The 18,413-nt window shown below is 42.0% G+C and carries 13 protein-coding genes; 2 read left to right on the top strand and 11 right to left on the bottom strand.

Going from position 1 to position 18,413, the window contains the following annotated elements; genetic code table 11:
* Window positions 1–9 precede the first annotated feature (9 nt).
* The 7 genes from fliG to fliI form a co-directional block, all read right to left on the bottom strand.
* Window positions 10–1,029, bottom strand: coding sequence for a flagellar motor switch protein FliG (fliG, locus tag HMO_RS0105140; RefSeq protein WP_010299582.1), 1,020 nt, complete (start codon window positions 1,027–1,029; stop codon window positions 10–12).
* Window positions 1,005–2,681: a flagellar basal-body MS-ring/collar protein FliF gene (fliF, locus tag HMO_RS0105135; protein WP_010299579.1), complete on the bottom strand. Its 1,677-nt coding sequence runs from the start codon at window positions 2,679–2,681 to the stop codon at window positions 1,005–1,007. The genes fliG and fliF overlap by 25 nt, the downstream gene beginning before the upstream one ends.
* 1,049 nt (window positions 2,682–3,730) lie before the next feature.
* Entirely contained in the window at window positions 3,731–3,913 is a 183-nt protein-coding gene (locus tag HMO_RS0105130) for a hypothetical protein (protein ID WP_010299577.1), read from the bottom strand.
* A 296-nt stretch (window positions 3,914–4,209) separates the two neighbouring features.
* Window positions 4,210–5,166 carry an acetyl-CoA carboxylase carboxyltransferase subunit alpha gene (locus tag HMO_RS0105125; RefSeq protein ID WP_010299576.1) on the bottom strand — a complete coding sequence of 319 codons (957 nt, stop codon included), beginning with the start codon at window positions 5,164–5,166 and terminating at the stop codon, window positions 4,210–4,212.
* Window positions 5,167–5,213: 47 nt separating this feature from the next.
* Entirely contained in the window at window positions 5,214–6,170 is a 957-nt protein-coding gene (locus tag HMO_RS0105120) for a site-specific tyrosine recombinase XerD (protein WP_010299575.1), read from the bottom strand.
* Complete coding sequence (locus HMO_RS0105115; protein ID WP_010299574.1) at window positions 6,127–6,555, bottom strand: flagellar FliJ family protein; 429 nt, start codon at window positions 6,553–6,555, stop codon at window positions 6,127–6,129. The genes HMO_RS0105120 and HMO_RS0105115 overlap by 44 nt, the downstream gene beginning before the upstream one ends.
* A gap of 84 nt (window positions 6,556–6,639) precedes the next feature.
* Entirely contained in the window at window positions 6,640–7,953 is a 1,314-nt protein-coding gene (fliI, locus tag HMO_RS0105110; RefSeq protein ID WP_010299573.1) for a flagellar protein export ATPase FliI, read from the bottom strand.
* A 158-nt stretch (window positions 7,954–8,111) separates the two neighbouring features.
* Between fliI and ctrA the strand changes: the two genes are divergently transcribed.
* Complete coding sequence (ctrA, locus tag HMO_RS0105105; RefSeq protein WP_010299568.1) at window positions 8,112–8,894, top strand: response regulator transcription factor CtrA; 783 nt, start codon at window positions 8,112–8,114, stop codon at window positions 8,892–8,894.
* A gap of 75 nt (window positions 8,895–8,969) precedes the next feature.
* Here ctrA and HMO_RS0105100 read toward each other — a convergent pair whose 3' ends face one another.
* The 3 genes from HMO_RS0105100 to HMO_RS0105090 form a co-directional block, all read right to left on the bottom strand.
* Window positions 8,970–9,872, bottom strand: coding sequence for a hypothetical protein (locus HMO_RS0105100; protein ID WP_010299566.1), 903 nt, complete (start codon window positions 9,870–9,872; stop codon window positions 8,970–8,972).
* Between the two features lie 245 nt (window positions 9,873–10,117).
* Window positions 10,118–11,611, bottom strand: coding sequence for a leucine-rich repeat domain-containing protein (locus HMO_RS0105095; protein ID WP_139016832.1), 1,494 nt, complete (start codon window positions 11,609–11,611; stop codon window positions 10,118–10,120).
* Window positions 11,612–11,894: 283 nt separating this feature from the next.
* Window positions 11,895–13,124 carry a polyhydroxyalkanoate depolymerase gene (locus tag HMO_RS0105090; RefSeq protein ID WP_029448455.1) on the bottom strand — a complete coding sequence of 410 codons (1,230 nt, stop codon included), beginning with the start codon at window positions 13,122–13,124 and terminating at the stop codon, window positions 11,895–11,897.
* Window positions 13,125–13,557: 433 nt separating this feature from the next.
* Here HMO_RS0105090 and HMO_RS16460 point away from each other — a divergent pair, with 433 nt between their 5' ends.
* Window positions 13,558–15,807, top strand: coding sequence for a type II toxin-antitoxin system RelE/ParE family toxin (locus HMO_RS16460; RefSeq protein ID WP_010299557.1), 2,250 nt, complete (start codon window positions 13,558–13,560; stop codon window positions 15,805–15,807).
* Between the two features lie 159 nt (window positions 15,808–15,966).
* Here HMO_RS16460 and HMO_RS0105080 read toward each other — a convergent pair whose 3' ends face one another.
* Window positions 15,967–18,225 carry a P-loop NTPase family protein gene (locus tag HMO_RS0105080; protein ID WP_139016831.1) on the bottom strand — a complete coding sequence of 753 codons (2,259 nt, stop codon included), beginning with the start codon at window positions 18,223–18,225 and terminating at the stop codon, window positions 15,967–15,969.
* Between the last annotated feature and the right edge of the window lie 188 nt (window positions 18,226–18,413).

Raw genomic sequence — 18,413 nt, 5'->3', positions numbered from 1 at the left:
TCTTACGTCCTACTCAATCAAAGCGTCTTCGGCTTCGTTACCTTTACGGATAACAATTTCACCCTTGTTTGCTAGATCTTTGGTGGTAACCACGATATAGCTTTGGGCTTCATCCACATCTTTAACCCGGACCATTCCCATGGATTGCATATCTTCACGCATCAGTTTGCCCGCGCGTTCAGACATATTGCCAAAGAATTTCTCTTTAATAGCTTCACTGGCACCCTTCAAGGCGAGAGCAAGTTTCGTCTTATCGACGACACGAATTACAGATTGGATACCTTGATCATCAACCTTAACCATATCATCGAAGGTGAACATTAGATTTTTAATCTTCTCAGCGTCATCAGGGCTGCTATCTTCTAAATTACCAATCATCTTAGCTTCAGTTTGTCGATCCAGATAGTTAAAGATTTCTGCCACGAGTTCATAGGAGTCGCGTTTGCTTGCCTTAGCAATATTGCTCATGAATTCAACGCGTAATGTGCGCTCGATATCATCTAATATTTCTCGGCGCACACTTTCCATTTTTAGCATGCGCATAATGACTTCCATGACCAAGCTATCAGGTAACAGGGTCATCACGCGGGCCGCATGTTCAGGCCGGATCCGGGTCAAGACCACGCTAATGGTTTGCGGATATTCGTTCTTCAGATAGTTCGCTAATAATTCTTCATTAATATTGCTGAGCTTATCCCACATGGTCCGTCCAGCGGGTCCGCTGATCTCTTCCATGATCTGGGCGACCTTTTCTTGGGGCAATGCCTTAGTCAATAATCGCTTTGTACTTTCAGGCGTCCCAATGAGCGACCCGGTGGTCGACAATTGATCAACAAAGTCGCCAAACATCACTTCCACAACATTTGACGGCACCTTCCCCAGGCTGGTCATGGTCATGGCAATATCACGAATTTCTGACTGATCTAAATGTTCAAAAATCCGCTGAACTTGCTCCTCGCCTAACGCCAGTAATAGCAAAGAGACACGTTCAATCCCATTCAGGCTTATGTAGTCTTTTCTTGTTTCCATGGCTCTTCATACATCCAGTTTCTGATTATTGTAACGGCTTCTTCAGGGTGTTTATCGATAATCTCTGCAATCTTCTTTAAAGAGGATGCCTTGAGACGACCATCGATATTAGAGATATCCAGCATATCCTCATCCTCTTCCTCTTCAGAGGATGAGAGCAAGTCAAGCTGGTTCTCTTCTATTTTTGTAAAATCGGGAAGTGCAACATAATTTCTGCCATTAGCATTAGCGAGCAGAGCAGCAATCTCACTATCCTCACTAGCGACACCACTACTTTCGATGACACGCAACAATACGGGGCGAACGATCATAATTAGGATCAGCACTCCTACAGCGGCTAACACGGCCAATTCAATAATCTTTGTGACATCCATTTGCGGCAGCATGGTGCTCGGATCTTCGGCTTTCAGATTATCGAGATCCGACTTGGCAAACTGCATGTTGATCACTTCGACCCGATCGCCACGTTCTTGTTTAAAGCCGATGGCAGTTTTAACCAATTTGGTAATTTGATCGATTTCTTCTTTGGTGCGCGGGGTATAGGTTTCCTTACCATCGCTTCCTTTGACATAGGTGCCATCCACTAACACAGCCACTGACAGACTCTTGATTTGACCCGCTTCTTTCTTATGGGTTTCCACAGTGCGAGAAATCTCATAGTTAATATTCTCATCGGCGCGTTTATTCTTATTATCAGTCTGCCCTTGACCTCCAGCTCCAGCGTTAGGCAAGGCATTGGCAACAGTAACGGTCCCATCATTCGCCGTTGAGGAAGCATCCTCATTACTATTGCTGGTTGATCGAGCCACCTGTCCATCAGGATCATACTTTTCTGAGTTAACAACCACTTGATCAAAATCAATATCTGCTGAAATCTCAGCTCGGATTTTCCCCACCCCGAGTGTGCGCTCCAATAAGCTTTCGATTTGTTTACCAGTAATAACTTCGTAGTTGCGGCGAGCTTCTTGTTGAACGGTCAGATTTTGAGCCGCCCCTTCCCCTTCTGTTCCCCGGGCTAATAAGGTTCCGCGATCGTCGACTATTGAAATGCGATCAACTGGTAAGCTTGGCACCGCAGAGGCCACTAAGTACTGGATCGATTTTACTTGCTGGTCGCTCAAACGCGTTACCCCTTTCATTTTCAGCATAATTGAAGCCGAAGGCTCCACTTTATCTCGTGAAAACAACTCTCTTTTAGGGACCACCAGATGAACCCGTGCTGCCGCAACTCCATTAATAGTTTTAATGGACTTTGTCAGCTCCCCTTCAAGGGCCCGCAGCTTATTAATATCGATCAAGCTACCCGATGTGCTAAGAATATCGCCACGGTCAAAAATTTCATAACCTAAAGCGCCGCCAGAAGGTAGACCTTCTTGAGCAACGTCCATACGCAGACGGGCAATTTTTTCAGCAGGTGCATAAATGGTCGTTCCATCAGGACTGATATTAACAGGGACCCCCATTGATTCTAATTTCTGAACAATGCGAGCACCATCGGCGGGATCCACTTGCGAGTAGAGAATTCCCATCCCTCCCGTTGATGTCTGCGACATAAGATAAATAAAGAATCCCGTCACCCCCAGCATAACGCTGCCGATTGCAGCAAGCCTGATGGGCCCTAAATTACGAAGTATTTGTGCAAACCCGTCCAATTTATCTGACCTTTATCTAAAATTACACCTATTATAGCTTCAGAGTAGGGCGCTGTTATTTAAAAAAGCGTTAACAATAGGAATTTTTTTCCTAGTTAATGTTTTTGCTAGGCAATTTTTTTAGCTTTAGGGAAAGTCGTAACATTATAGTCACACTTTCTGCACGAGGATCGGTATTGGAGGGGCGTTTCTTATTATTATAAAAGCTAACCATTTAATATTTTAGCCAGCAAGATTAAAAGGGGGCGTCTATCAAAAATTAAAAGCTTGAGCATTTTGCTTTAAGAGAAGTCCCTCGAGCTATAAACATAGCCATTTGATATTTAAAGAAACTAAGTAAAACTTTAATAAAGCAATCGGCACAGCTTCATTGTTAAAGATATTTTGTCCTCATTCTTCTCGACAAATTAGTGAGCAAAACCATGCAATCTTTATATAAGAGCTATAACTTAACGACTTCAAGTCGTCTTATCCACTTGCTTAAAAAAGTTTACCACAGATTCTTTTTAAGAAGCGCGAAACAAAAAAGAAGACCCTTAACGCAGCTGTTTGTGTGGGATCACTCTTTCTGTTTGGGAGGTCTGGAACTCCTTTTGCCTCTTAAGCAGATGCTCCCACGTTTATTAGTGTCACATAGTAAATTATTTATGTGACACCTTTTTATTCTCCAAAAAGGCAAGAGCACTCCAAGTTGGCTCTCTGGATTAAAGGCTAAACTTCTTTTCTGGATAACTTTTATTAATTGACCTTGTCACTATTGCACTTTAAAAACATGGCATAGAAGATATATTACGTCTCCACTCAGGGATCGCTCAATCACAATGATCCTCCAATCGATTAGGACCGAGCTTTTATAGTCCTGCAGGGACGGTATTTATAAAAAGCCATTAAAAATTGATTATTTTATAATGAATTCTTTATGTTTAAATTGTCGGAAAAAATCTTTGCCTGGCTTAGTTAGAAGACGGTGAGGCATTTGAATATCGAGAAACATTCGATAACCACGTCCCTCTAGAAATAAATGAGCTTGCGTTGATCCTGTTTTCAAGTCAACAGTGCTCCCTGTAAAAGCAAGCAAAAGATAAAGCCTCACTGATCATCTTCATAATCTTTTTACCAGTTTGTAGATCCTGCTCTGAGGAACTGAAATCAAAAATACGTTGATCATTCGAAAACGTTGCCGTTTGCAGCATCCCCATGAATAAAACAGCCCTTAAAATTGAGGTCAGCATAAATAGTCTCCCATAACATTCGGTAAACTGAAAAATCCCAACTATAATATGGAGAAAACAATTAAACAAGCCCTACTTAGAACCAATTTTTAATGTTATGATTTTCTATAATATTTATGCCTTCAAACATCAATAAAGAAAACTCACCTAATTACAGAATAAGACAAGGAGAGGACCTCATAACAGGAGCTCTACTCATAGAAGATTACTCCCCTCTTTCGTTAGAAAGAAGAGCATAAGCCACTATCATCTTAACTTCTATAGAATAAGCGGCATAAGATCGGTAAAGAGGAGTGTTAGCTTAACCCGCGCGATCCCATGGCTAAGAATTTATCATAACGGTGCCTTAATAAAGCTTCACCATCCATATTAGCAAAGGTGGTGATGTAATGCTCAATCTCACGCGCGACAGTCTCAATCACCGCTTCAGGATTACGATGGGCGCCACCAATAGGTTCAGACAAGATTTTATCGGTAATCCCTAATCCGTATAAATCTTGAGCCGTTAATTTTTGTGCCTCTGCCGCCTCGGGGGCCTTGGTGGCACTACGCCATAAAATAGAAGCACAGCCTTCAGGAGAGATGACAGAGTAAACGGAATGCTCAAGCATTAAAACTGCATTGGCAGCTGCAATTGCAATCGCCCCCCCGGAGCCACCTTCACCAATAACAATACTAATTAACGGCACCTTAACTCTTAAACAGGTCTCAATACTCTTAGCAATGGCTTCTGCTTGTCCCCGTTCTTCAGCATCAATGCCTGGATACGCCCCGGCTGTGTCGATAAAAGTAACAATCGGCAAAGCAAACCGATCCGCTAGTTGCATCAAGCGAATGGCTTTACGGTAGCCTTCTGGTTTAGCCATACCAAAGTTATGCTTAACTCGGCTTTCCAAGTCATTACCTTTTTGTTGGCCGATTACCATCACGGATCGAGTCCCAATCCGCCCTATTCCTCCAATAATGGCTTGATCATCCGCAAAGCAACGGTCCCCAGATAATGGCAAAAAGTCCTTAACAATAGCATTTAAATAGCTCAAAAATTGCGGTCTGTTGGGATGGCGAGCAACTTGTACTTTTTGCCAAGGCGTTAGATTAGCATAGAGCTGGCGGAGCATCCGATCTACTTTGGATTGCAAACGTGAAATCTCTTCGACGATATTAAGATCACCTTGAGAGGACAAATGGCGCAATTCTTCTATTTTGCCTTCCATTTCAGCGACAGGCTTTTCAAAATCTAAGAAAACGGCCATCGTGTTTTATCCTTATTTTTATTAGCATTAAGTAAAATTGTTGTACCTTATTTTTGCTTTCTTGCCAATGGGTGATGTGTATTAACAAGATTAATAATATGCTCAGCCGCCACATGAGTATAGATTTGAGTTGTTGAGATATCCACATGACCCAATAATTTTTGAATTGATAACAGATCTGCGCCCCCTTGTAACAAATGGGTGGCAAAAGCATGGCGCAGTACATGCGGTGAGACTAAATCCGGAATTAACCCCGATTTTAACGCCAATTCTTTGAGAAGTTGAAAAAATCTTATCCGAGTCACGTGGCCTTGTTTACCATGGGAAGGAAAGAGCCATGGGCTTGCTTTGTGCCCTTGTGGAATAAAATAGCCTCGTACAAGTAAATACTCTTTGAGAGCATGGACGGCGGGCTCTCCCAGGGGTACCAAGCGCTCGCGCCCCCCTTTACCTTTAATATGCAGCATTTGAATCTGCGCCAGCAGGCGGGTATCTTTTGGCAAGACTGAAAGCGGCAAACTCACGAGTTCACTGACTCGCATGCCGCTGGAATATAAAATCTCAAGCATAGCGCGCAACCGCAACCCATAAGCATCTTTCTGCGTTTCCGCAGCTGACAATAATAAGTCAACATCTTCTATAGATAGGGTTTTAGGTAAATTCTTACGTAAACGCGGTGAATCAATGGCGCGAGTAGGATCTGAGGCCAGGACATCTTCGCTTAATAAGAAGCGGAAATATTTCCGCAGGCAGGATAAGCGGCGGGCTTGGGTCGCACTTGAAAACTCTTTGCCAGCCAGATCTTTTAAATAGTCTGCAATGTCTGAAGATTGGACCTCTTGGACCGGTTTGGGTACAAAGTTGTGAAAATCCCCTAAGTCGCGGCGGTAAGCAAGCAAAGTATTGGTAGCACAGCCCCGCTCAGCGGCTAACATTTCCAGAAATTGTTCAATTAAATTTTTATGGTTTTCGGCGATTGAATTGAGTTTGGGCAACTTGGTCATAGAATAATTGCTCTTGTTTTTTCTGCTGCTGTAATTCTCTCATAATTTCTATATCTTTGACGAGCTCCATTTTTTTACTGTCCTGAAAGTATAAGTGCACCTCTTCCAAGCAGTCGCTAATTTGTTGATCGAGTTCTTTAATTTCCTGATGGATCTGGTCAAGTGTTAGACGCGTATGCGCCCCAAAAGCTGGCAAGGTAAAAGATTCAATGGGATGTTGAGCTGCTATAGCCGTCTCCAGACGTTCGTTTTCTTTAAGGCGATCTATTTCATTAGTCAACATATCCCGGCGTCCTTGAAGCTCAGAGACTTTTAACCGCAGCCGATCCAAATCCATATCTGCAAGGCGTTGCAGAAGCTTAAATGAGCGAATACGTTTTGACACCTCTGCCTCTTATTTTACACCTTTTATAATAAGCACACTATTATTGTCATGATATTTAAGATTCTGAAAAATCTAGCCACGCCTTTAGGGGGTTATAATTTCTTTTAGTAAGTTAAAGCTCTCTTCCAGGCTAAAAGATTCCTTATGATGCTGTCCTAAAAAGGCCATCAGTTTAGGATTCATCTCTATTGCTTCATCCACTTCAGCGTTGGTGCCCGGGCGATAGGCGCCTAAGCGAATCATGTCCGCCATATCTTCATACTTGGATAAGTATTCACGTGCCTGGATCACCATCGTTTGTTCTTCAGGCGTATGGCAGGCTGGCACCATTCGCGAAAGACTCTTTAGAATATTAATGGCCGGATAATGCCCCCGTTCCGCAATAGCTCGCTCTAAGACAATATGACCATCCAAGATACCGCGGACAGCATCGGCAATCGGTTCATTATGGTCATCCCCATCAACAAGAACTGTAAAAAAGGCTGTAATATCGCCTTGATTAACCCCTGGGCCGGCGCGCTCTAACACTCGGGCTAATTCCACAAACACACTGGGCGTATACCCCTTTGTCGTAGGGGGTTCACCCGCAGACAGGCCAATTTCTCGTTGAGCCATCGCCAGGCGAGTCACGCTATCCATTAAACATAGGACAGATAAACCTTGGTTACGAAAATGCTCTGCAGTTGCCATGGTCGTATACGCTGCCCGCCGCCGCATTAAAGGCGATTCATCAGAGGTGGCAACCACCATAATACTTTTCTTTAATCCCGCTTCCCCCAGGGTGTCTTCTATAAACTCCCGGACTTCCCTGCCCCGTTCACCAATTAAGCCGATCACACAGACATCACATTCTGTATAGCGAGCTAACATTGAAAGCAGCATAGATTTTCCCACACCAGAGCCCGCAAAAACACCGACGCGTTGCCCTCGGCAAACTGTTAAGAAAGTATTGATCGCCTTAATGCCTACACCGATGCGCCCGGAAACTTTATGGCGTTGGTGCGCTGATAGAGGTTGAGCTCTAACCAGCACATTATCCTGACCTTGAGGGAGCAAGCCTAGACCATCGATAGGCTGCCCCAATCCATTTAAGACACGGCCGAGCCATCCTTCACAAGGATGGACAACAGAGTCACGTAGATCAAAATCAACGCGCGTCCCGGGCCGTATGCCATCAAGAGAGCCATAAGGCATCACTAATACCAGTTCTTCCTCAAAGCCGACAATTTCACCGAGCATTTCCCCTTCAGGGATATCAATACGGCACTGCACCCCAACACTGATCTGGGTATTAATGCCCGCAACACGGATCAGCAATCCTTGTACGGATCTGACTACTCCATACAGGACAATCGTGGGAACTTTCTCAATAAGTTTAGAAACAGTTAATAAAGACATCACAATTTCTTTCAGAGCCAAACCCGCACTTTAGCTTAACTTTACCATAAAATGCAATATTATTATTGATATTTTATTAAAAATTTAAAAAATCCGTTATTTGTTTGTCAATTCTTTGCTAAGCTAATATTAAGAGGTCTGCCTATGAAGAGGACATTATGAGAGTTTTGCTTATTGAGGATGATTCAGCGACATCTAAAACACTTCAAGTTATGTTAAAGAATGAAGGCTTTGTTTGTGATACCACAGACTTAGGCGAGGACGGATTAGAGATCGGCAAGCTATATGAATATGATCTAATTATCCTTGATCTAATGCTACCTGACATTGATGGTTATGAAGTCCTAAAAAGACTGCGTGCCTCCAATATCAAAACCCCGACTTTAATCTTATCAGGCTTAAAAGAGATTGATGATAAAGTACGCGCCTTAGGTTTCGGCGCTGACGACTATATCACCAAACCTTTTAATAAATCAGAGCTGATTGCTCGTATTCATGCAATTATTCGCCGCTCCCACGGCCACTCTGACTCCTTGATCAGGACAGGCCGTATGTGCGTTAATCTTCGTCAGCATACAGTTACTGTGGACGATAAAATTGTGCATTTAACCGGTAAAGAATATGCCATTTTAGAACTGCTGTCTCTGCGCAAAGGGACCACCTTAACAAAAGAGATGTTTTTAAACCATTTATATGGCGGCATAGATGAGCCCGAACTTAAGATCATCGATGTGTTTATTTGCAAATTAAGGCGCAAGCTGACCGAAGCTCTGGACGGCGAAGATTGTATTGAGACGGTTTGGGGCCGAGGATATGTGTTAAGAGATCCACAGCCAAAAACAGCAGACGGACGGCAAAGCAAACCAATTACCGGGGCCGAGATCCCTTCCAAAACCAAACAAGCGCTTGATTCAAAACTCAGTGCTACGTCCTACCGTTAACACCATCACGTTCTTTAAATCTTAAAGCTGCTCTCTGAGCAGTTTTTTTAATATGCTCCCTTAAAGAACTCAATCTTAAGAAAATTCTATAGAATACACTGAAGCAATATGGGGCCGTGGCTTAATAAATCTCTCAGCTTTGGAGATTTCTTTTCCTTTAAATATTGCCAACATCTGAATTGCTTCCTTCAAACCTAAATGACCTGCACTTTCAAGCCAGTACAAAAAAGATTGCTGCAGTTGCGAGGCAAGCTTAGGATTGGATGTTCGCTTATAACTCTCATAATATTTCTCAGCTAGAGTATATTGCGCCAAAGCGAACCCTCCCTTTGCGGCAAACTCAAGATTATTGAGGGAAGCGGGTGTCCAGGGATCAATAACCGGCGCAATAGCATAAGCAAAGTAAGCAGACTTCACTCTTCCCATTTTTACAGCGTGACGGGTATAATATATAATTTTTCTAGCAGTAGCATAATTTATGTGAGCAGTACCTTGTATAGGTGAAAGCAGAAGAACATAAAATGGATCCCAAGCACTATCGCAATGGAGCTGCGAGAGCTTACAAAAGACGGACTTCAGGTCTGCAGAATGATTTGCATACTGCTCCGCAGCTGACGCGGTTGAAACAGGCACCGCTTCCTTAAAAAAGAGGAAGGCAAGCTCTGCAATGATAAAACTCTTATCCGCATAATTGACAATAAACTCTTTGAGCACTTTACCATGAGGAGAAGCTAGTATCTCTAGGGGACAATACCCATAAAGAAAGTACTTCTCTAAGACGCCTTCTAACATCTCCTTAACTTCATAAGGATAATCACTGTCTTCAGCCAGGGAGAGGCAGGTCTCCAGGTCCTGCTTTGTTAAGGTAGCAGGTGTATTTCTTAAGAGCGCAGAGGATTTATTACTCAGTGTATCTTGTTCAGCCGCGAAAACAAAACTCACCATAAGGTATATACAGCTAAGAATTATTCTGTGCATATCTTATCTCCGTTAGAGCTTATCTTCACAAGCTTGTAGCATATTATCGGCTATATTGAAATAAATTTTACACAAATATTATTTAGTGTTTTAATACCCCACCTTAGAGGAAGATCTTGCCCCACAAGGGCAACAGGGCCTCAATAGGACCCTGAGCACCTTCAAGCCTTTAAAAGGTTAAAATAATAATCCGCACTTTTTGTAGATATAGTTACGGATTATAAGTGTTTATAGCTATAAATTTGCTACTCAGCGTTAGGAAACGTATCTATAAACATTAATTTCTCTAGGAAGGCTTGGGTAAGCTGCTCCTCGTAGAAATTGAAATCACTCGCACCTTCAGGAAGTAAGCTTCTAGGAAGCGGGTTACCTTCTAAGCTTAAGGAGAATAAGGCTCTTGCTTGCAGCCACTCGTGCGGCAAGGTTGTCAAGTTGTTGTTCTCCAAACCTAGCTCCTTTATGTTACTGTAATCTGCTGCTGGAAGGGAGTCCAATTGGCACCCCTCTAATTTCAGAGCATCTGTTCGCTCAATAATATTTTTGGAAATGGCTTTAAGGGGATTATGGCTTAGATTTAGAAAAAGGAAACGAGGAAGATTATTTATACGCCATTCAAACGTATCCTCAACTTCTTCTATTTGATTCTTATCTAAATTAAGTGAATTCAATTTCGGCATACTAAAAAGGCTTCTAGAAACGCGCTTGATTTTATTATCGCTTAAATCTAGGTTATCCAACTTCGGGAATTCAATTAATTCTTCAGTGATCTCTGTCAGAGCCTGTCCAGAAATAGTTAATTGCCGCAAAACTGGTTTGAGCAGAAATATATAGCGAGGAATTGTCCTTAATTTAATATTTGTCCCATTTTCAAAAGAGATATCCAATGCTAATATTTCAGCCTCAAGATCTTCAGGAGCCATACGCTCAAAAAGATCTTTAAAATTTTCGTCAACTAAACGATAAATCCACAAGAGGTGTCTTAGTACATCCGTATAAGCATGCCAAGCTTTTAAATCATGGTAGAATGCTCGATAGTCATCCCCAAAAAGATTTTTAACAAGGGGAGAAGAAAACAGTAAATGATTAAGAATTTCACGCTTTATCGGAAATTCAACCTTTGATTCCTGGGTTCCTAAGTATTCATCCAACTCGCCTCCATATCTATCCCTAGCGCCCGTATCTAATCCTAAAACATCGCAATTGCCAAAAGCTTTAAAGATAAGCTGTTCAATCAGCGCTTTATTGCGAGGTAATCCCCAAAACAAATAGATTGATTTAGCAGAATTCCATACTTCCATATAAGATGTGTGCAGGAGCTGCTGCTGGCTTTGATTGCGTAACTTTTCAATCCAAATCTCTTCTCCTTGGATTATTTTGTTCCAATCCCAACAAACAGAGGTGGCGCTTGAAAACAGAGTCTTGTCATCGACACATGCTAAGACCTGCGCTAAAATCTGGGAGGTAAGCATATTAATGGGAGCAACAGCAGCCTCTTCCTCATTCTCTTCTTTTGCATTAATGCTCTTCTCACTATCTTGTCTTGCTTTCTTAAGAGGAGGGGACACCTCTGCTTCCGTGCTTTCTTTTTCCGCGCTTTCGCTTTTCGCTTCTTGTATAAGAGAAGCGTCACGACTTCTCTTTCCTAAGCTTTGTTGGTTAGTAAATTCGGCAGGATCAGGCTCCATTGAGTTCACCCATAGAGGCGTACTGAGGGCGATAAGAGTAAGAATTTTCTTCAAGACTTTGACCTTTGCTTATTATTTTTTCTTATATTTTACACCCCCTTTACTACGACGCATTAAAGATAAATTCAATATTTTATATATTGATAATGTCAGATATTTTAACCTTTAAGCACTTAGTTAGGGGGAATATTAATGGCGGTCATTTTAGGAAAATCTTATCTTCCTTTAAAACTCACTTTCACTAGTTTCAAAAAGCGAAGTATTAAAAAGAAAGCATGAAAAAGCTCTGCTAGCCTAACAAAGCTGGCAACTAATCTGCTTTATTTAGTTTAAATTGCTATCTTTGATGTTCACGGATAAATAAAGCAATTAAAGGCTGGATCTCTTCGCGCCATCGTCTCCCATTAAAAATACCATAATGGCCCGTGCCCATCTGTAAATAATGGGAACGCATACTTGAAGGTAAACTAGAGCACAGATCATGGGCAGCATAGGTTTGCCCAGGGCAAGAAATTTCATCCAATTCTCCCTCGACCGTCATTAATGCTGTTTTTTTGATTTTTTCAGGACGGACAAGATAGCCCCGCCAAGACAAGAGTCCTTGGGGCAGCAAGTGATCTTTAAAAGCGATGCGGATACTATCGAGATAATACTCTGCTGGCATATCTAATACAGCACGGTATTCATTATAAAAGCTTTTATGGGCGTCCGCCCCTTCTCGATCGCCTTGAATAAGCTTGCTGAATAAATTAAAGTTTGCCTCTTGGTGACGCTGAACATTTAAACTCATAAACCCTTGGAGCATCAAAAAACCTGGACAGACTTCGCGCCCGGCACCGGAATAGGGTTTAGGGACTGCAGTAATTAAATTATTCCGGTACCAGAGCATAGAATGCTCCTGTGAGAATTGATTAACAGGACCAGGGTTTACACGCGTATCAATAGGTCCCCCCATCAGGGTCATTGTCCGCGGTTGGCAGGGCTCATCATACTCCGCCAACAAAGACACCGCACATAATACCGGCACTGAGGGCTGGCATACGGCAATGACATGGACGTCTTTTCCAAGGTAACGGATAAAGTCCAATAAATAATCGACATAATTTTGAAAGTTAAAGTTACCTTCCTTTAAGGAAACATCGCGGGCATTATGCCAGTCGGTAATATAAACATCATGATAAGGCAGCATGGCCCGGGTTGTATCCCGCAGCAAAGTGGCAAAGTGTCCTGACAAAGGCGCACAAATAAGCACTTTCGGATCCTTATAAGGGGCGGGTTCCCCATTTCGCTGCCGCTCAAAATGTAGAAGCGTGCAAAATGGTTTTACCATTACTTTCTTCTCAACAATCGGGAGTATTTCATCTCCTCGCAACGTCTGAGTCAAATTAAATTCGGGGCGGTCAAAGACCATGGCTGAGCGCCCGATCACTTCAGAAGCTGCTGAAATAACCTTCGAATACGGGTCAATTTCTTCCGGCATAATTGAAGCAAATAATCCGATCGCATCAGACCAGAATTTTGCCGGCATCATCGCTGCGTTTTTGAACTCGTTTAGGTGGTACAGCATCGAATAACCTCATAAAGTAATACTCTTAATTATTACAGAGAGGTTGTTAAGAAGTAATGAAGATGCCATAATTTATTGCCTTAGGGGAGAGGATAATTAATTCTTACCTTATTGTGGGAGATCTAAAGATCCATAGTTCTAATTATATGACCTATACTCTCTGTCATTTTATCTTCCCAATTATTTAAAAGATACGGGTAAATTTACATTGAAATAAGCGGCAGAGCTTCCAATATTTTAAAAAAAGGTCGCATTAGCTTGTGGACTTAAATGTAGAAATTAGTTGATTTACTTTGAAAGGATCAAACTTATGTTAACAGGCTCTAAGTTATTAGCTGCAGCATAATATTTACCTTATATACTTTAGAATCCGTATTACAATATTATCGATAACCGCATAACTTTTCCGATTTTTACAAAGAAGGATAACACAATGGGAGTGAAGCTCAACTTTTTTAAAGCCTTACCATTTCTACTCTTGACCGCGAGCCCATCCGTGTATGCCTCTAGCTCGCTAACAGTGGCTGAGGTTAATAACACTCTGGAGAGATATGTCCGTCAAGAATCCCAGAAGGACAGCCATTCTTATCAAGCTTTTGCTCAAGCTAACGCGCGTGTTATTAGGGAGATTCACCAAGACATAGAGCTCCATGTCAAAAGGGCTGAGCAAGAAAAAAAGATACTTGAGCAGTTTAAGAACCAACTGCCCTCTCATATAAAATCAGATAATATAACCACAATTTTTGGTTTATTTGTAAACATCTATGGTGACATAAAACATATCCCTTTGGATCAAGCCCAAAAGGACCTGTATAGAAATCCAGAAATTTATTACCGCTATATGGATAAGCTGACGGACCTCCCCTCCTCGACGACAACGGCGCTGCTATTCATCTTTTCTGTAGCCCGAGGCAATGATCAAATTAATCAAAAGAGATATAGTGCCGCCATAGAAACTTATAGGATTGCCTATAATTATGCAGAGCAGTTAGAGCCTATAATCCCGGGATTATTCGAGTGCACATTAACAGGATTACTGAAGTATTTTGTAGAAGCTTCAGAAATAGAGCCAACCGAGTATCCCCACGTTCTTGCTGTTTACCACCATTTAAGAAAAACGGCCAATCTGACGACTGTCAGCCTTGATGAGCACATAATGCTCTCTAATTTTTATTGTACTGCAAGAAATTATAGGAAAACTATAAAGCATGCCCACTCCGCCCTAAAAATTTTAATTCAAGAGCGGAAAAAAATAACAGAGGACATTTTACAACTTCAACCTCAAGCTGGAGAACTTATAGCAAGAGAGAGACTTCGTGAAGGTGATAACCTTCTTAAAAGTCAACGTTTATATCAATGGGATGATGCTCAGCAGTCATCTCAGAAGCTTCTAGACGACCTTAACTCTTTAATATTGCGCCTTGAGCATAATTTAGCAATTTCATTTTACTATTTAAATAAGCCTGAAAGAGCTAATGATTATTTAGATCAGATATATAATTTTAACAAAGACACCATCCAAACGGATCCTGATTATTTTATTCTCAGATCGGTCGTATATGCTCGGCTTGAAAGATGGAACGACTCATTTAATGCATTAAAAACTGCTTTTACGCTTCGCCGTCGGGGATTAGAACAACAAGCCCAAGACGAGGATGAACTGCTTATTATTGAGACATTATTACGAAATAAAGGCGAGCATCCTCAAGAGATAAATCACCTCCTTAACTATATGACCAGTTATAAGCAGGAGCTGGCGCAAGACATTAGCAGAATAGCTTCTAAAATAAGTCATTCCCAGCTGACGGAGTTTAAAATAAACTATCTAAATAAATTGGCAAAGAACCTTTTTGAGGAAGCTAGAAACCATTATTTGCTAATAGATCAGTATTATCTGCGATATTGGAAAAAACAATCTTTTGAGACGGTCATTATTCCTGAGCACTTATATAAAAAATTGGATGAGCAGTTTAGCCAAGGCTATCAATTGTACCAAGAATTAAAAAAACTAAAGTCAGCTGATAATTATGCATCTTTTATTAAGAAGATTCGCCAATTGGTCGAAGAATTAAGAATTGTTAAAGACAAGCTATTCATGGAGGTAGCGTTATTTGGGTCTAACCTAAAAACTCTGCTCCTTAAAAAGCAACGTACCGCCCCTGTTTACTCATTTATACAGGATACATTTATTGATAACGTCGCCAATCGGCACCCTGAGCAACATCACGACCCTGAGGCTGAAGAAACAGAGAATGAACGGCAACAAAGATTAATTAGAAAAGAACAACGCCAGCAGGAACGCCTTTATCTTAAAGAAGCGTATGAGAAGAGCCTCCAAGGCCTTAAGCAGAATCATAATAAAGGTGAAGCAGAGTCCTCTCCCTCGGTACCGCATATGATCCGTTCTCTCAAAAAAGGCATAACCGCTGACATCTGGTCAACAAAAAATCCAGGCACTCTTCCCTATTCTACCCTTGAACTTCTCCAAGCTTTAGATATGGCGCAAAGCACCTACCATTTACGGCACCTTGTCCCTACCAATGCGAGAATAGAACTCTTAAAGGGAAAGCGCAAAGGACAGATAAGCTTACGCACCAATGACCATTTCAGGATCTGTTTCAGATGGGTTGCGGGCGAAGGAGCCTATGAAGTTGAAATTACCGATCATTACAAAGCTTTATAGTAAGCCTATTTACTGATAATAGCAGGCCAAAATGCGTAGGATCACCCCAACAAAGGCGCTCCCGCGCATTATAGTTTCCTAAGGTGACGCCCTCCTCTTTTCTCGAACCCTACCCGGCTGCTTTTTCACCCCTTTACTCCTTAGAGAATTACTATAACTTTATTGCGTCTCGAGAACCTTCAAAGCCTTAAGCACATTTAAGGCTCCTTTAAAAGTTAAGCGCATACAACCGAATTCCATATTAATTTCCCAGGCTTCCTCGCGCCCGGCTTCTGGGATAAACGGGGCAAACCAATTATACAGCTGTGAGTTTTCTTCAAGCTCAGCGTTTGCTGCTGCCACTATTGCATTAACCACGTCTCGTGGTCGTAAATGGTGATAGAAGGCCTGCATGATCTCATCTTTAGACTTTGCTATAAGTTTGGGATGGAGAGTCCGACTGTGGCGATCAAAGGCGACAGCAGCCGACAACCCAATATCTGGACCGAGCACATTTTTAATATAACGAGATTGGTGCGCCGGCTCTAGGACTTCCTCTGTGGGCTCGAGCTCCAATAAATACTTAAAAAGCAAAGTGGTCCCTGAACAAAGGGCTTCTATCTCTTTTAATAAAATGCTATTCACCCAATACTTGACCTTTTCTTCCTCAGAGTTATAGCCTTCTAATGCCGGAAATTTGAACGCTGAGGGTAAATTGGCATAATAGGAATGAATTCCCTCTTCTTTACCCGTTACGCAATTTTGGATACAAGCTAATACCTTGAGGAATGTTTCCTCTTGAAGGGATAAGACTTGTCCTGCCCGACACTCTTGATCCAGGTGTTGCAAGAAGCTCGCTATAGCCACCAGCTTACTCACCAACGCTGGCACCGGCTCGTCATCTGCTGCCTTAATACTGAGAAGATTCTTAAGGAAGGGGCTCCCTAATGCCCCTTGGCGCAACTCTGAATAGCTCAACGCAAAGTCGTGGTGGATCTTGACCTCTATCTCGGGGTGAGAATGAAGCCGAGCTGCCAAATGTTGGTCTAACTCATCGAAGAAGGTAGGATTAATCACAGGAAGCTCGGACAAATGGACGGCCTGCTGTCTTATACTGCGCAGATACTCAGGATTAATCTTAAAGTGGTCGCCGGCAAAGCTTTCAATTAAGGGCTTTATCTGCGGCCAATTAACGGGCGTTTGCCGCTTTTCCAAGGTTTTTCGATAAAGATAATAAGGGTTAGCCGGATCATGGGTATTAGAAACTAGAATCTGCATAAATAATGCTTCTTGCACTAAAGGATGAAGATCAAACACACCCAGTATATCCATACTTTGCAAAATAAGGCCTGTTAAGTCGCGGGTTCTGTTCTCAGTGGGCTGCAAGAACAAATGCTGCCAGTAATCAAAGAGTAAGTCGCGAAAATGAGAACTCTTATGAATCTCCAAAAGGAAGTAGGTTAAGACATCCATTGTCGATTGGCTTTTAAAACCCATGATAAAGGTCTCAATTGAATCGAGAGGAATAAACTGCAATGTCCACAACAGCAGAGGATTATCAATTTTTTCGCCAACAGAGTTTATCTTGCCGCACAACTGATCCCGCTCTGGCCGTTCTAAGGCGGTTATGATGTCGAGTATTGACTTGATAGAAGGCACCGAAAGAGTCGGCTCTATAAGCAGCTGTAAATTTTTTAAGACGTTTGCCCGTTCTTGATCAGGGATGGCGTTAATAATGTGCATTAAGATAAAGCGAAGATTTGAATCGGCGATGTCTGTTACCAAAGAATGCAGATAGCCCAGCACCGGGACCCGTTCGGCTGAAGGAACCCTCTCTGTGAATCTGACAAGGTAAGGGCGGTCCCGGACAGACACGCCCTTTAGCCAATTCACAATACTTACTCTATCTTGAACATTCATAGTGGCGTCGATTAAGGACTGAGCACAATTCACACTATCCATGCGCTCTGAACTGGGAATATCTTTAACAGCTCCCAGGAGCGCCAGATAAGATTCTAAATCTCCTAAAGGGATTGCAAGAGACGCAGCTGACGTGAGGATATCTTGGCGCTCACTGACCTCGATTGCTTGAATTAACCTTAAAAGTTTTTCCATATCAGTTGGGGTGGTAACGGATCGTAAAACTTGAGAATCGACACCTTGCAAGCAGATACGCTCTTGATCCGATAAACTTATCCCTTGGATAGATTCTAATTGACTGGGAGCATTGGACTCATGATTATTCTCACTTAAGGCTTCCCCTAAGGACGGCTGATCTTGAAGGGCATGGCGCGAAACTTGTCCCGTCTCCTTCGAATGGCTTTCCTCTAAACTACAAACGTCATTTAAAAGCGATAAAAACCACACAGTCCCAGAAACTGTATATCTGAAATAATCATAAAACCCTGGATAATTTTGAAAATGGGGATGCTTCATCATGGTTTACTTTAATAATTCCTCTAATTTTATTTTTCACATAGAGAAGTAAACACTTACTAAACGCATTTGATTAAAATTAAACTAACCTTAAAAGCGACACCCCTGATAAAGATCTTTTAAGCTTCTCTATATAGCAGTTATAAGCCCCACTTTCTGAAGCTTTTAGGAGAGACTACCTGCGCTGTTTA

The organism is Candidatus Odyssella thessalonicensis L13 (assembly GCF_000190415.1).
GTDB classification, from domain to species: domain Bacteria; phylum Pseudomonadota; class Alphaproteobacteria; order Paracaedibacterales; family Paracaedibacteraceae; genus Paracaedibacter; species Paracaedibacter thessalonicensis.
Note: the sequence above shows the minus strand (reverse complement) of the source record. Positions and strands in the feature narration are given on the sequence as shown.

Coding starts and splice junctions, on each gene's coding strand:
- fliG (WP_010299582.1), bottom strand. CDS start 1,029: ATGGAAACAAGAAAAGACTACATAAGCCTGAATGGGATTGAACGTGTC.
- HMO_RS0105130 (WP_010299577.1), bottom strand. CDS start 3,913: ATGCTGACCTCAATTTTAAGGGCTGTTTTATTCATGGGGATGCTGCAA.
- HMO_RS0105100 (WP_010299566.1), bottom strand. CDS start 9,872: ATGCACAGAATAATTCTTAGCTGTATATACCTTATGGTGAGTTTTGTT.
- HMO_RS16460 (WP_010299557.1), top strand. CDS start 13,558: ATGGGAGTGAAGCTCAACTTTTTTAAAGCCTTACCATTTCTACTCTTG.
- HMO_RS0105090 (WP_029448455.1), bottom strand. CDS start 13,124: ATGCTGTACCACCTAAACGAGTTCAAAAACGCAGCGATGATGCCGGCA.
- HMO_RS0105125 (WP_010299576.1), bottom strand. CDS start 5,166: ATGGCCGTTTTCTTAGATTTTGAAAAGCCTGTCGCTGAAATGGAAGGC.
- HMO_RS0105120 (WP_010299575.1), bottom strand. CDS start 6,170: ATGACCAAGTTGCCCAAACTCAATTCAATCGCCGAAAACCATAAAAAT.
- HMO_RS0105080 (WP_139016831.1), bottom strand. CDS start 18,225: ATGATGAAGCATCCCCATTTTCAAAATTATCCAGGGTTTTATGATTAT.
- fliI (WP_010299573.1), bottom strand. CDS start 7,953: ATGTCTTTATTAACTGTTTCTAAACTTATTGAGAAAGTTCCCACGATT.
- ctrA (WP_010299568.1), top strand. CDS start 8,112: ATGAGAGTTTTGCTTATTGAGGATGATTCAGCGACATCTAAAACACTT.